The following is a 13,922-nucleotide window of genomic DNA, read 5'->3' as shown; positions in this document are numbered from 1 at the left end:
TGTTACTTATCACCCAGGTTCTGCGTTCTTTCCTGTTATAAGGCTCCAATAAGAGTTTTCTAATGATCTTCTAAGGAGCTTTAAGGTTTTTCTAAGGATGTTGTAAAACCAGTACTTAAAAGAGAGAAGTGTTGTGTATGGTTGGGATGAACGAAATCAATCGCTCTTATCAGCCGATTAATTCGTACGGAGTCATAGGTGATTGTCATTCAACGGTGCTGATATCACCTGATGGATCTGTAGACTGGGGATGTCTACCTGACTTTGATAGCCCCGCCATCTTCTGCCGTCTCCTCGATGCCGAGCACGGTGGATACTTCCAGATTGCGCCAACTGGAGGAAATATTCCTGGTTCACAACGCTACCTGCGTGGTAGCAATGTCTTACAGACACGCTTTGCCAGTACTTTTGGGGAAATTGTACTGACTGACTTTATGCCTGTTGAGACGCTGGAGGCATGGCCCTATAAAGCCATGAATAATAATACCTGGCGCGCGCACGAGGATGGTTCTTGCCATTGTTTAGTACGTATTGTGGAATGTACTCATGGTGAGATGCCCGTCACAGTGTCGCTCAAGGTTAGCCCAGACTATGCGGCGACGCCCAGCGAGGTGGCTCTTATCGCTGATAATAAAGGCGCTATGATCTCCAGCGCGCAGCAACACGTAGCTTTAGCGATGATCGGGGCCGACTTATTAGCATCGTGTACCATGGATGTGGCTCAGGCCGCTGATGAGTGGCATCAAACAATCACTGTACAGGCTACCTTACGTGAAGGGGAAAGGCTGCTTTTTGCTCTGGGGATGGGGCGTAGCGCTCAGGCGGCTCGGCGCCTGGTTGAAGTGGAGCTGCATCAGCGTAATTTTGACGTTGAGCTGGCGCATACATTACACTGTTGGCGTCAGTGGCTGGCTGGCTGCACCTATCAGGGACCCTATTCAGAATGGGTTCACCGCAGTGCCCTGGCGCTCAAAATGATGACCTATGCGCCCACCGGGGCTATTGTCGCTGCACCGACGACCTCCTTGCCAGAAGAGCTGGGTGGGGTACGTAACTGGGATTATCGCTTTACCTGGCTGCGCGATGCGACCTTCACATTGTATGCCCTCAATGTGCTGGGCTTTACTGCTGAGGCGCGGGCATTCACCCACTGGCTGCGCAATCTGTCCTATACGGATGGAGAAGACTTGCAGATCATGTATGGGATTCGAGGAGAGCGTGAGTTGGCGGAGCAAGAGCTTCATCATCTCAGTGGCTACTGTGGGTCCAGCCCTGTGCGTATTGGGAATGCGGCGGCTCAGCAGAAGCAAATGGATGTCTTTGGCGAGGTTCTTGATTGTATTCATCTGTATCGACGTCAGGGCGGCTTTGAGCGCTATGGAGAAAAGTTGGAAGGTCCGCTATGGCAGATGATGCAGACGTTGGTAGAGCATGTCTGCGCTCATTGGCAGGAGCCTGATAGCGGGATCTGGGAGGTGCGTGGTGGTTTACGGCATTATGTCTATTCAAAAGTAATGTGCTGGGTGGCGCTTGATCGTGGGATTCGGGCGGCTCAACAACTGAATTTAGATGCAGATTTACCACGTTGGATCATGATCCGCGATCAAATTCGTGCTGATATTCTTTGTCATGGCTATGATACTTCTATCGGGGCTTTTACCCAGTCATATGGTTCGGCCGCGCTGGATGCGTCGACGCTGCTTTTACCGTTAGTCGGGTTCATTCCGCCTGACGATCCACGTATGCGTTCGACGGTTGATCGAATCATGGAGAGCCTGACTGACAAACATGGCTTTGTCTATCGCTATCTCTCCGATGATGGCCTCTCGGGCGGTGAAGGCACGTTTACACTTTGCACTTTCTGGCTAGTTGATAATCTTGCTATGCAAGGTCGTTTGGATGAGGCGCGTTCGCTCTTTGAGCGTTTGCTGACCTATGCCGGACGTCTTGGTCTTTTCTCTGAGGAGATTGAGGCACAGAGCAACGAGGCGTTGGGAAATTATCCCCAGGCCTTTACACATATTGCGCTCATCAATAGTGCGCAGAATTTACGTAAAGCTGAGATTCGCCTGTCTGAGCATCATACTGATCCTGTTATTGCGGCAATTCGCTTACAGAAGCGTTAAAATGTCTGATCGTTGTCTTATATCTTGAATGTCTTCAGGGGTGAGTAGACTCGTGCTACTCACCTCTTTTATTCCTTCGGTTTTGTTGGGTGCAGTGGGCCTGGCGAGAAAACAGTATTGAACTCAGTGGCCGTCCTGCCTCTGGACAGCTATGCGATAATAGCCATAATGTGAGCTGGAAGGTGGTCGGGATGTGTAAGGGTGCCAGACCTCTTTTCCTTCTTCGCTGCATACAATCCATAGAAAGCTAGACTACTAGAATAATAAGGAGCCGGCGTTGTCAGTTCGTTATCCTACGGCCAGCCTCAAGCCTCACCGTGAAGAGAGCTTGTTGAATGGGCATTTATGGATCTTCTCGGGGGCTTTGCAGCAAGCACCGCACTGGGTCGAGACTGGTGGCCTGATTGACGTGAAGTCAGCAACTGGCCAGTTTGTTGCGCGTGGTTATTATAATGCGCAGACAGATATTGCGATTCGCATCTTGACGCGCGATCCAGAAGAGCTGATCGATACAGAGTTTTTTCGCCGGCGTATCCGCAAGGCGTTGGCTCTGCGCAGTGTGCTGGACCCGGAGCTAACCAACGCCTATCGTTTGCTCAATTCTGAAGGAGATGAACTGCCAGGTTTGATCGTGGATCGTTATGCCGACATTCTCGTGGCTCAGATCCATACGGCAGGGATGGCGCAATTAGCTCCACTCGCCATAGAGGCCCTCACCCAGGAGACGCAAGCTGAGGGAATATTGCTGCGCAACGATAGCCAGGCGCGCCGGCGTGAAGGGCTGCCCATTGAGAAGCCAGAGGTGGCGGCTGGTGCTGTGCCCGCACACGTAGCCATTCGTGAGAATGGAATACAATTTATTGTCGATCCTTGGCTGGGACAGAAGACAGGCTTTTTCCTTGATCAACGCGATAAGCGAGAAGCTTTACGGAAATATGCCGCTGGCAAACGAGTACTTAATTGCTTTTGCTATACGGGAGGCTTTTCCGTCTCCGCAGCCCTGAGCAGCCAGCCTACACACGTGACTAGCGTGGATGTCTCGGCCCCGGCCGTAGCTGCGGCTCGCGAGCATTTTGGCTTAAATGGTCTTGATCCAGAGCGCCATGAATTTCTTATAGCCGACGTATTTGATTATCTGCAGACAGCGGCCGAAAATGCTGAGCAATTTGATGTGGTCGTGCTTGATCCGCCGGCTTTTGCCAAAGGGCAGCAGGCGCGCAACCAGGCCTTAAAGGGCTATCGTCGTCTAAATGCCTTAGGTATGCAAGTGTTGCGGCCGGGCGGAATCTTACTTACCTGCTCTTGCTCGGGAGCCATAGGGCTAGATGATCTGCTGGGAGTAATCTCGTTAAGTGCACAGCGGCAGGGACGTTCAATCCAGCTGCTAGAGCAGTATACCTATAGCCTTGACCATCCAGTCAATCTGGCGATGCCAGAGACAGGATATTTAAAAGCTGTCTTCTGTCGAGTAGAATAACAAGAGCCATCCCCTTTGTTGTGTCCCGCCTGCAGCGGCGCACCTGGGGTAAAAAGGATGGAAGCCCTGGTTCCGGTAGATCGTGGCGCGTCCACTGGCTTGCGTTGTGGCTCCAGAGCCCGGTTAAAGGGCAAGCTCTTTGCAGCCCCTGCTGAAAAATTGTTGGGATGACTCTTACTATTCGTCACCTGGCCTGGACTTGCAGGTAAATTGTCAAAGGGCGATTTATTTGTCAGGGAAGGCGTTGACCAGAAGAGCTGCTTCTCCGGAGAGGTGCGCATGCGAAGCCCAGTATGTGAGGGTGCCGGAAAGCTTTTCCGCGCTGCTAAGCAGCTCCATTCTGGTAATAGAGCAGTTGTGGTTGACCTTAAATGTCTCTATAGTGACAACATCGGCAAGATTCTGACAAATGCCACTCACCGCCACAGTCACAATACCGCCATGGGCGACCACTACAATGTTGCGCCCAACTTTGTTGTGTGTAATCTCCTGCAAGCCCTCCTGAACGCGTTCAAGAGCCATATGATAGTTTTCCCCTCCCGGAAAGGCTGTTTCGGGGCGTCCGTTGTACCAATCCTTCACTACGCTCCCAAAGAGAGCCCAATTTTCGGCTGTGGGTGGCATATCTTCAAGCTCTCCCAGGTTCAATTCGCGAAATTGCTCCATAATTGTAACGGGAAGATGATGTTCACGTGCAATAATGTCGGCAGTTTCCCTGGCCCTTTTTAATGGCGAAGCATAGACTTCATGGATAGGCTCATCCCTAAAATAGAGGGCCGTTTGCCTGGCTTGTTGAACACCTTTGGGCGTAAGGGGATAATCAACTTTTTTATATGAAAACTCTTTGGTGATATTAGCCTGATTTTCGCCGTGACGTACCAGATAAATGGTATTAGTTTTCACAAGATCTTGAGAAGTTTGTTGTTCCATGCCGTTATTAATTACTCCTGGTCACTGAAATGATGCTATAATATTCTTCCATCAAGATGACTCTTACTTATAATCCTAAAAAAGTGTAGGGCTTTTGGCAAGGGCAGAGGCGGCTATACGTCTCGTAGAAGATAGAGATGAAGCCGCTTGCCTGCCTGATCGAGACTGTAAATTCGGCAGCGAAAATTATGTATGTTGAGCTCCTGATTTGCTCTTTAGAGGCTCTCAGACATGATTCAGATTACTCTCAGATTCTCCTTACGTTGCGATGATATACTCTGAGTAGGCTAAAGAGAGTGTAATTGTAAGTATTTTATATAAAATAGAAACGATCAAAAATTGATTATACAGAACTGGAGGAGGCGATGAAAGCCCATTTGCTAGTGGTGGATGACGATCCGCGCATTACAGATCTGTTACGGCGTATCTTTGCTTATGAGGGGTATAGTATAGCTATTGCGTCTAGCGGTGACGATGCGTTGCGTAGAACCCTGGAACGGCCACCTGATTTGATCGTCTTAGATGTTATGCTGCCGGGCTTGGATGGATTGGAAGTTGTGCAGCGTTTACGGGCTGCCGGTGATAATGTGCCTATTCTCTTATTGACGGCGCGCGATGCAGTTCCCGACCGTGTAAAAGGCTTTGAAGTAGGTGCTGATGATTATCTGGTCAAGCCCTTTGCTCCTGAGGAGTTACTGGCACGTGTAAAAGCGCTGCTGCGTAGAAATATGTCTGAGCGCCATGAAGTATTGCGTTATGCTGGTATCGAACTGGATACAGGCACCCGCGTAGCGCACCGCGGGCCGCGTGAAATAGAACTTTCGCCTACAGAATATGAGCTTCTTGCGCTTTTCCTGCGGCGTCCACGCCAGGTCTTGACAAGGGATGTGATTATGGATCGGGTCTGGGGGCTTGATTTTGAGGGGTCATCTAACGTTCTGGAAGTTTACGTTGGCTATCTACGTGCTAAGCTGGAAGCTAGTGATGAGCCTCGCTTAATTCATACTGTGCGAGGTATTGGTTATGTTTTTAAAGAATAAAATTCTGGCAATAAGCAGAACATCGCAGACACTGACCTCCAGCCGAGGCCCTGTACGCTCGTTGCGTGTGCAACTCATGCTCTGGTATGGAGGTTTAATCGCGCTTTCCCTTATCCTTTATGCTTCTCTTGTGCTCTGGTTGACTATTTCTTCGATCAATCAGAGCGTATCCCATACCATTGAGGCTGATGCAAAGGTGGCAGTTGTCAATATAAGGCAGAAGTTGCAGCATAATCCTCCTTACTGGCCAGAGCATCCCTTGCCTGCCCCAATCGATTTGAATCAGGATAGTAATATCACGGTTGCCGCCTTTGATATGCGGGGAGTACAGCGCTGCTGCTCTACTAATAGCGACACACGCTTCTCGCAAAACTCTAATGCTGTAAAAGCTATACATATGGTGATGCAGACCGGGGAACTGCAATTATATGATACCGGAACCGTGGCGCGTGATCATATGAAGATTGGGGCCTATCCTATCTATGCTCCCCATAGTTACACCTCAAATTCTTCCGAACACATGATTGGAGTGCTCTTAATCATTAAGCCATTGGACGATATGGATAAGACAATTGTGCTCTTGCAGGCTCTGCTCGGACTGGCTGGCCTTGCCGTCCTTACGGTAGCGCTGGTGGGTGGATGGGCTATTGCCACAAATGTCTTGCGTCCCCTGGCCGGAATTGTGAGGACGGCGCGGGCTATCGCTTCTACGGTGCATGGTACGCATGTGGGTAATTTGAGCCAGCGCGTACAGAGGCCACGGGGACACGATGAGATGGCTCTTGTGGTGGACACTTTTAATGAAATGCTAGCAGCTTTGGAAAGCGCCACGCAGGCTCAAAGGCGCTTTGTGGCCGACGCGTCTCATGAGTTGCGTGCTCCCTTGACGACGATCCAGGGAAATCTGGCTTTTTTACAACGCCATTTTGATGAATTGCCGACCGAAGAGCGCAGGATGATGTTGATGGATGCACACGGCGAGACGCTGCGCCTGGCACGCCTGGTAGATGAGTTGCTCTTATTGGCCCGTTCTGATGCCAATACGGGGAAAGCAGTGACGCCGCAGAAAGAGGTAGAGGCAGATAACCACCTGGAATATAAGGATGAGCTTGTAGAGTTAGACCATACATTGATACAACTTGTGCGCCAGTTACGTGGAAGATTAAGGGTAGAAGGATCGAAGCTAAAAATAGAGATTGGGCATATCGAGCCTGTGCGCGTCAGGGGAGATGAGGAGGATATTCGACGCGTCATGCTTATCTTGCTTGATAACGCGCTTAAATATACCCCTATGAATGAAGAGAATGAGGGAGGGCAGATAACTGTTTCCTTAGAGCGCGTTGAGGAGGAAGCTGTGGTGCACGTAAGCGATACGGGTATCGGCATTGATTCTGCCGATCTACCGCATATCTTTGAGCGTTTTTATCGTGCGGATCGGGCCCGTACGCGTCAAGGAACGGGCCTGGGGCTTTCGATTGCTCAGACATTGGTAGAGCAGTTGGGCGGCCGGATTACGGCACAGAGTGTACCTGGCGAGGGCAGCACCTTTAGTTTCTGGTTGCCGTTAGCTTAGTTTCAGGATCTCTGTACGGGCCAGCCATTTCTCGTGGCGGAAGGCGCTCCCAGGCAAATCTTCTGGGTAGTGTATACCAGGAAGGGTAGTCCAGGCTATATCTGGGTCAGATGTTTATCTCAGGTTTGCTTCAGTCAAATCACAGAATCAGCTCATATGCATATATTATGCTGACATCTGCGATGGTGGTAGGGACGTCTTGCTTTACTATTAAGGAGCATAAAATATGTTAGCAATAGGTATCTGGCCCTGGATAGCGTTTAATCTTGGCGTTCTTGTCCTGCTGGCTCTGGACCTTGGAGTGTTTAATCGCAAGGCACATGTAATCTCTCTTAAAGAAGCAACGATCTGGAGCGCGGTCTGGATAGCGCTGTCGTTAGCTTTTAATGCCGGGCTATACTTTCTGTTAGGGCCGGAGCCAGCTTTAGAGTTCTTTACTGGCTACCTGATTGAAAAATCGCTTAGCATAGACAACATCTTTGTCTTCGTTTTAGTCTTTACCTACTTCAATGTAGAAGCCTCATATCAGCATCGCGTGCTCTTCTGGGGAGTGTTGGGGGCGCTGGTTATGCGGGGCATCTTGATTGCGGTTGGGGCAACGTTGCTAGAACAGTTTCATTGGATAATCTATCTGTTTGGGGCATTTCTCATTTTTACAGGGGTAAGGATGGCCTTCCAGCGTGAAACAGAAGTGCATCCTGAGAAGAATCCCATCTTAAAGCTTGTACGGCGCGTCATTCCGGTGACAGAAAACTATGAGCGCGACCATTTCTTCGTACGGCGTGCTGGCAAGCTGCTGGCTACGCCCCTGCTCCTCGTGCTGATTGTCGTCGAAACTACAGATCTGCTCTTTGCAGTTGATTCTATTCCGGCTATCTTTGCCGTGACGCAAGATCCGTTTATTGTCTATACCTCTAACGTTTGTGCTATCCTTGGTTTGCGTTCTCTGTACTTTGTGCTTGCTAATGTAGTCCATAAGATCTACTACCTGAAGCTGGGCCTGGCTGTTATTCTTGCCTTTGTGGGGGTAAAGATGGTGCTGGTGGATATATTCCACATTCCCACCTTCTTGTCTCTGCTGGTTATTGCCTTGATCCTTGCCGCGGCCGTTGTTGCTTCTCTTATACGTGATCGGCGCCTTAAGAATGTAGAGGAGGCGCAGCAGTCTGTTGTCGAGCAATCCCATACAGACGTATAATCCACAGCCTTCCCTAAATGTAGTTGTACATTGGGAAGGCTCTTCCTTGCCTGCTCAAGCTAATTACCGATGCGTGAAAGCAGCGTCTCACTTTCTTTGTAGCCTCCATTTTGCTCACCTGACTAGTTTCTCAGCGAGCTTCTTTCCTTTCGATTGGCGCTTGCGGAGGTACCCTTTCTTCTTTGCCATCTCGACAATCTCCCTGGTTTGCTTGAGGCGAATCTAGCTTTCGTGCAGAGAGAAATAACTAGAAATGTATTTATCGAATGCCGCCAGGGATATGCCAAAAGTACTGTCTAACGCGTATGTAGACAAATTCTATTACAATAGATGTGATAAGAAATGGGGGTCAAAAAGCGTAATAGCAAAGAAAATCGCCTAGCCAATTTGAGTAGGGCGTATTGACGCTAGTTTTGCAGCATGTGTACACTATTTATTCTAGATGGGCAGGGTGGCTGCTCACCTGAAGAGCCATGAGCGAGATATATTATGTCAGGGGGAGATATATGTATGTATCGTCGCAACCAGCTAGCTGGCTGGTTGGCCAGCAATTGGGTAACTATCGGGTTGAACAGCTCCTGGGGCAAGGAAGTGTCAATGCAGTGTACCTGGCACATCAGCAGCAACAAGATCGTGCGGTAATGCTCACGGCTTTTCTGGCTCCTGACACCTTTTCGGTACAGGAGCGCCGGCGTTTTGAAGAACGTTGCTGGCAGCAATTAGGCATACTGGCTCAATTACACCATCCACATATTCTGCCAATCTATGATTTTGGGCTACAGGCCGAGTGTCCCTATATGGTAACCCCGCTGGTGAGTAGCGGCTCGCTGGCCAAAGAGCTTAAACAGCAAGGCAAGTATGCGCCTGAGCAGATAGTAGGGATACTCAAGCAGGTTGCCGCTGGCCTGGATTATGCCCATAGTCAGGGGGTAGTACATGGAACATTGAAGCCAGCCAATATTCTCTTGTTGGATGGAGGACAGACGATTCAACTTGCCGGTTTTGGCCTGGCCCATATGTTGCAGAAGCGCGGAATTATGGATGAGGAGCAGCCCTGGGGACATCTATTAAGCATTTCTGGCACATTATTGGGCTCTGCTGAGTATTTAGCGCCAGAAGTGATAAGAGGTGCGGAGGCTAGTGGAAGCGCGGATATCTATGCCCTTGGCGTTGTAATCTATGAACTTTTGCGTGGGCGTCCTCCGTTTCAAAGTGAGGATGAATGGGAGGTGGTCAGGCAGCACATTGAGCAGGAAATGCCGTCACTTTTGCTGGAATGCCCAGAAATTCCGCCCGCAGTAGACCTGGTGTTAGGAAAGGCCTTAGCAAAAGATCCCGGCGAGCGCCATAAAACTGCCAAGAGCCTGGTGCAGGCCTTTGAAAGAGTTCTCAGGGTAATAGAGGAGGCGAAGGAGACCACACGGGAGCTGCATCCTTATAGATCTGCAGAAAGAGAAACACCACAGGCTGACGAGCAACCTTATAAGACGCTGGGGCAAGCTACTATTCCACCTCTAGCCACTGCTCACCCTCAGATCGATTGGTTTGACGATGAGGCGGATTTTCCTGAGCAGTATTTTGATGACCCTCTTGAGGCCGGGGCTCCAGGAGAGGATGGTGGGCAATACTATGATGAGCAATACTACAATCAGGAAGATATGCAGCAGTCAGCCTCGGCATCTTCAGTTTTACAGGAGCCTATTTCATGGGAAGAGGTGCCGGCAACCGCTGGCAGCTCTCCTCAGGGAGAAGCGCAATTTGCGGGGATCAAGACGATTGACCCCTTTGATTGGTGGTCAACTGTTTCTCTCTCGGCTGCGGCATCTTCTGCGCAGGAACCGGGAACCTTTCAGCAAAGTGCAATGGCAGAACCTGTTATTTCGGAGGAGAGCGGAGCCGCGCCGCGCAAGGCTGCCGATAAGGGCCGGCGCAGAACAGTGGCCTGGCTGGCGGCTGGCGGGGTTGTTGCGGCTGGCGTGCTAACTGTTGGGGGCATCAGCCTTGCACGTTTTATGCAGCCTTCTGCCAACTCTTCTGGCTCGCTAAAGACAAGCCAGGCTATGGGGACAACAGGGACGAAGCAAAAAACTACTCAAGATAGTGTTCAGAAGACTGTGACATCCACATCTAATGCGCAGCCAACTCAGGCTGCCACGTCAACGGCGCAACCTTCGCCGACAGTGCAGCCCTCACCGACAGCGCAACCTTCACCAACTCCTGCCCATAGCGGAGTTGTTTTGGGCAGTACTGACCAGGGTATAAATACTGCTAAAAGTTTTTCAAACCCTGCCGATGGTAAGGGGAGCCTCCTCATTCATTTACCGAATGGGAGTTTCGTGGCTTATGAAAGGGCTTGTACCCATGAAGGAGTTGCCGTGAACTATAATGCTGGAACTCATAAGTTAGTATGCCCTGCTCATAATGCCATATTCGATCCTGGCAAAGGTGCTGCTGTCGTGCAGGGCCCGGCTAAACGACCTTTAAAAATGGTGCCAATTCAGGTCAATAGCGATGGAACAATTACGGCTGTATAAGTAGCGTTCCTCGTTGCTGCCACTAAGTACAATTCTTGTCCCTGGCCTGGAAAACGCTTGCTTAGTCTTGTGAGGCGGAAAGCGTCAGGTTTTGTTGTACTTAGTAGCAGATTAGTATTGTGGGAGAAGGGAGCCGGATTAGCAGGCTTTCCTTTGCTGTATATTTGGACGGATCGCATAAAAAGAAGGTGGGAGCGCCAGCTCTTGACCATGAGTCCTATGTAGTCAAATTTACCTGGGGAACCCACATACTTCAATCGATTTTGCTTAGAAAGCAAATAACCTGGCAATGAATGAAGGAGCTGAACGATGAGCATCAACTTGCGTAACTTGCCTGATCATAAAGAACTTGAAGACATGACCCATTCCTATACCGATATGGACGTGGATGCAATTGAGGCACGCTTGCTCCTTACAAGGGTAGCTTTGAATGCAATGGCTGTTTCTGAGGCTTATCTTGCCGGTCTGGGGCTCTCTGAAGGCAAATGTAGCCTGCTGGCGCTGCTGCATCTATCTCCTGCTAAGAAGCTAGCTCCCTCGGAGCTGGCCGAAAAAATGGTGGTCACGCGGGGAACAGTTACTGGATTGCTTGATAGTCTTGAGCAGGCAGGTTTGATCAAGCGTCAGCCCCATGTAGATGATCGGCGTATGCTCACGGTTTGCCTTACTAGTCGGGGAGATGAATTACTGCAGCGAGTTTTACCTGACTATTTTCGTTACAGTATGCGCATGATGTCTGCCCTCAATTCAGAAGAGGTTGCTCAATTGATGAACCTGCTGCGCAAGGTTGATGCCACTGTTCGCCACCTTCTATAAATGCTCTGCCATTTTTTTCTTTTGGCGCTATGTCGAGAGAAATTTGCACCTGGATAATGTGAAGGCACGCTATCCAGGTGCTTTTGACTATTTGGCCTGGAGCATATAAAACTCTCCCTTCTCTTTTCCGGCAGGAGAGCGAGCCAGGTTTTAGATAAATATTGCCCTCCTGTTGGCGCTTGCTGGAAGACTATCGCGGGCAAAGTGTTTTTAACCCCTGTTGAAACATTCGGCTTTGAACGATTTTGAATAACTAGAGCCAAGAGCCTCTGAAATATCAAGACTAGTGTTCTGTCAAGAGTGAAGGAGGTGTGAGAAGAGCGGGGATGCAAGGGGCAGGGCCCCAGCTTCTCCCCACCTGCCGCCCGCAGGCGGCGCACGCATCAATCTCTGCTTGAGAGACTAGTAGCACGTTTTAATAAAAAGAAAATGACATATGCTCAACATAATGTATGTATGCAAATATAGTTGTAAAGGTGCTTGATGAAAATAAAGATATGCATGTGAATTGTATGTTATGTGAAAGGAGACCTTACATGCCAATGCCAGAACAGACGAGATCTCATCTGTGGCATTTCAGGCGCTGCTCTTTGTCTGTGCGCGACAGCGTGTTTGGGCTGGTTATGTTCATCTGTGTGCTGGGCCTTGCGGGAACCCTCTGGGCCTCTGTTCCGGTGGTAAAAGCCTGGCAGTCGTCAGCCAATGGCAAGTGCACATTGATAGTACCGGCCAATCCTCTGAGCGCCAAAGGCTTAGCCACTCCATACCTTCTGAAAGCCACTGACCCCAACCAAGGACCATGCCACGAGGCAAATGCTGATCAGTCAGCTTTTGTACAAGCTGCGATTCTTCGCCCTTCGACTGGATCTATTGCTATCTACAATCCGCTTGTTATCGATAAGGGTTCGCAGCCTGCCCGAAATCCTAAGACCGGCAAGATTCTTAATCCAGTGATGCCTGATATCCCTTCAGATGCTGTGATAGGAATCTGGTTCGGCTATAATGGCGATACGCTCACATTAGAGGGTGCAAATGGTGATACGCTCTCTCAGGCTAATTGCGTTTTTGGGGCCGCTGGTTCTCCCTTTGGACAATTTGCCTATTGTAACGCCGTTAACTTCTTTAGCGCTGCTCATTCAGCGATCAATAATGGCAAGCTTACTCCACCAAGGTTAGGGACAGGAGATGACCACCTTGTTTGTCCTTCTGTTCGGGATTTCTTTATTGTTGATCAGGATCAGAGCGATAATGTCACGGCGACTTACCTCAAAACTAACAATGGGCGAATAGCGCAGAATACTGCGGAGAATGCCCGCGTATTGCAGGACACTACCTTGTTGGTCAACCCCAGCGATAATTACTTGCTGGCCGAGCGGGTAGATCCGGCCCTGGGCTGTACGCCCTGGCGTGCGCCCGATCTGGCCAATCCTGGGCATTCCGTAAGTGCCTTACCACTTAATGAACTGCAAGCCTCGCTCCGCCAGGCGCCTCCTGTAGCCCTGGTTCCTTCGCTTGATCCGATGGTGCTCATCGATACGACGCCCAACCTGGATAAGCTTAACGCCTATCGGCGAGGGGTCGATCAACCTACTGTATCCTCAGTAGATTCGGCGCGAACTAAGGATTATTGCCTCAATCTGCAGCAGGTTGCTCCTGCGCGCTTACGCGCTGATGCTGAGTTATTAGGGCGAAGTCAGTCGGACAATCCCGCTGTCGGCAATACGCTTTTCACATTTATGGCTCAACGGTATGTAAATACATTTACGCTGCCTGTGGGAACCGGGCTGAATTGCCAAAAAATGTTCAATTTACAGCCGCGTGTCGTAACCCAGCAGAATAAGGATGGGGTAGCTGTTTCGGCGATCATCACCTTTAATGGAAAGGGCCAATGCTTCAATTCGCGCGGCGAGGCCTCGTCGATGGATGTGTGTAATCAGGGGAACAATAATTAGCGTTTTCCTGTAGAGGTGCCCTTGTAGCTGAGTGCTTCAGAGCTCCATAAGGATGGTGGAGTAAGGCTGAGGGAGCTCGGGGCACGAGGGTGCATAGCTGGTAAGTGAGGCCAGGTATGCACCTATTTTTATTGGGTTTATCGACAAGGGCTAACAGTGGCGGGCAATGATTGGTTGGCAGTCCAGCTATATTTTGCAGATCTTATCCATACAAGGTGGGATAGAAGGCAGGTTATTTGGAAGAGCTATTTATAGTGTAATTATAGATAGATCTCT

Annotated in this window: 9 protein-coding genes; 8 read left to right on the top strand and 1 reads right to left on the bottom strand. The window is 49.9% G+C overall.

Annotated elements, in window-relative coordinates; genetic code table 11:
- Positions 1 to 137: 137 nt before the first annotated feature.
- Positions 138 to 2,126, top strand: a complete 1,989-nt coding sequence (locus EPA93_RS18480; RefSeq protein WP_129888924.1) for a glycoside hydrolase family 15 protein — start codon at positions 138 to 140, stop codon at positions 2,124 to 2,126.
- A 277-nt stretch (positions 2,127 to 2,403) separates the two neighbouring features.
- Entirely contained in the window at positions 2,404 to 3,603 is a 1,200-nt protein-coding gene (locus EPA93_RS18475) for a class I SAM-dependent rRNA methyltransferase (protein WP_129888923.1), read from the top strand.
- Between the two features lie 225 nt (positions 3,604 to 3,828).
- On the opposite strand, the gene EPA93_RS18470 is transcribed toward EPA93_RS18475, so the two are convergent.
- Positions 3,829 to 4,533: a histidine phosphatase family protein gene (locus tag EPA93_RS18470; protein WP_129888922.1), complete on the bottom strand. Its 705-nt coding sequence runs from the start codon at positions 4,531 to 4,533 to the stop codon at positions 3,829 to 3,831.
- 365 nt (positions 4,534 to 4,898) lie between these two features.
- On the opposite strand from EPA93_RS18470, the gene EPA93_RS18465 reads away from it, so the two are divergent.
- The 6 genes from EPA93_RS18465 (at position 4,899) to EPA93_RS18440 (ending at position 13,646) form a co-directional block, all read left to right on the top strand.
- Positions 4,899 to 5,573, top strand: a complete 675-nt coding sequence (locus EPA93_RS18465; protein WP_129888921.1) for a response regulator transcription factor — start codon at positions 4,899 to 4,901, stop codon at positions 5,571 to 5,573.
- The gene (locus EPA93_RS18460; RefSeq protein ID WP_129888920.1) at positions 5,557 to 7,146 is read left to right on the top strand and encodes a sensor histidine kinase; all 1,590 of its coding nucleotides are present in this window, start codon (positions 5,557 to 5,559) and stop codon (positions 7,144 to 7,146) included. The genes EPA93_RS18465 and EPA93_RS18460 overlap by 17 nt, the downstream gene beginning before the upstream one ends.
- 226 nt (positions 7,147 to 7,372) lie before the next feature.
- Positions 7,373 to 8,344 carry a TerC family protein gene (locus tag EPA93_RS18455; protein ID WP_129888919.1) on the top strand — a complete coding sequence of 324 codons (972 nt, stop codon included), beginning with the start codon at positions 7,373 to 7,375 and terminating at the stop codon, positions 8,342 to 8,344.
- 506 nt (positions 8,345 to 8,850) lie between these two features.
- Entirely contained in the window at positions 8,851 to 10,878 is a 2,028-nt protein-coding gene (locus EPA93_RS18450) for a protein kinase domain-containing protein (protein ID WP_165423232.1), read from the top strand.
- A gap of 309 nt (positions 10,879 to 11,187) precedes the next feature.
- Positions 11,188 to 11,694 carry a MarR family winged helix-turn-helix transcriptional regulator gene (locus tag EPA93_RS18445; RefSeq protein WP_129888917.1) on the top strand — a complete coding sequence of 169 codons (507 nt, stop codon included), beginning with the start codon at positions 11,188 to 11,190 and terminating at the stop codon, positions 11,692 to 11,694.
- A gap of 536 nt (positions 11,695 to 12,230) precedes the next feature.
- Positions 12,231 to 13,646, top strand: a complete 1,416-nt coding sequence (locus tag EPA93_RS18440) for a hypothetical protein (RefSeq protein ID WP_129888916.1) — start codon at positions 12,231 to 12,233, stop codon at positions 13,644 to 13,646.
- The last annotated feature ends 276 nt before the right edge of the window (positions 13,647 to 13,922 follow it).

Origin of the sequence: Ktedonosporobacter rubrisoli (assembly GCF_004208415.1) — a bacterium.
In the GTDB taxonomy this organism is placed as follows: domain Bacteria; phylum Chloroflexota; class Ktedonobacteria; order Ktedonobacterales; family Ktedonobacteraceae; genus Ktedonosporobacter; species Ktedonosporobacter rubrisoli.
The sequence above is the reverse complement of the archived record's forward strand: the minus strand, read 5'-3'. Positions and strand labels throughout refer to the sequence as shown.

Coding starts and splice junctions, on each gene's coding strand:
- EPA93_RS18465 (WP_129888921.1), top strand. CDS start 4,899: ATGAAAGCCCATTTGCTAGTGGTGGATGACGATCCGCGCATTACAGAT.
- EPA93_RS18470 (WP_129888922.1), bottom strand. CDS start 4,533: ATGGAACAACAAACTTCTCAAGATCTTGTGAAAACTAATACCATTTAT.
- EPA93_RS18440 (WP_129888916.1), top strand. CDS start 12,231: ATGCCAATGCCAGAACAGACGAGATCTCATCTGTGGCATTTCAGGCGC.
- EPA93_RS18480 (WP_129888924.1), top strand. CDS start 138: ATGGTTGGGATGAACGAAATCAATCGCTCTTATCAGCCGATTAATTCG.
- EPA93_RS18445 (WP_129888917.1), top strand. CDS start 11,188: ATGAGCATCAACTTGCGTAACTTGCCTGATCATAAAGAACTTGAAGAC.
- EPA93_RS18460 (WP_129888920.1), top strand. CDS start 5,557: ATGTTTTTAAAGAATAAAATTCTGGCAATAAGCAGAACATCGCAGACA.
- EPA93_RS18450 (WP_165423232.1), top strand. CDS start 8,851: ATGTATGTATCGTCGCAACCAGCTAGCTGGCTGGTTGGCCAGCAATTG.
- EPA93_RS18455 (WP_129888919.1), top strand. CDS start 7,373: ATGTTAGCAATAGGTATCTGGCCCTGGATAGCGTTTAATCTTGGCGTT.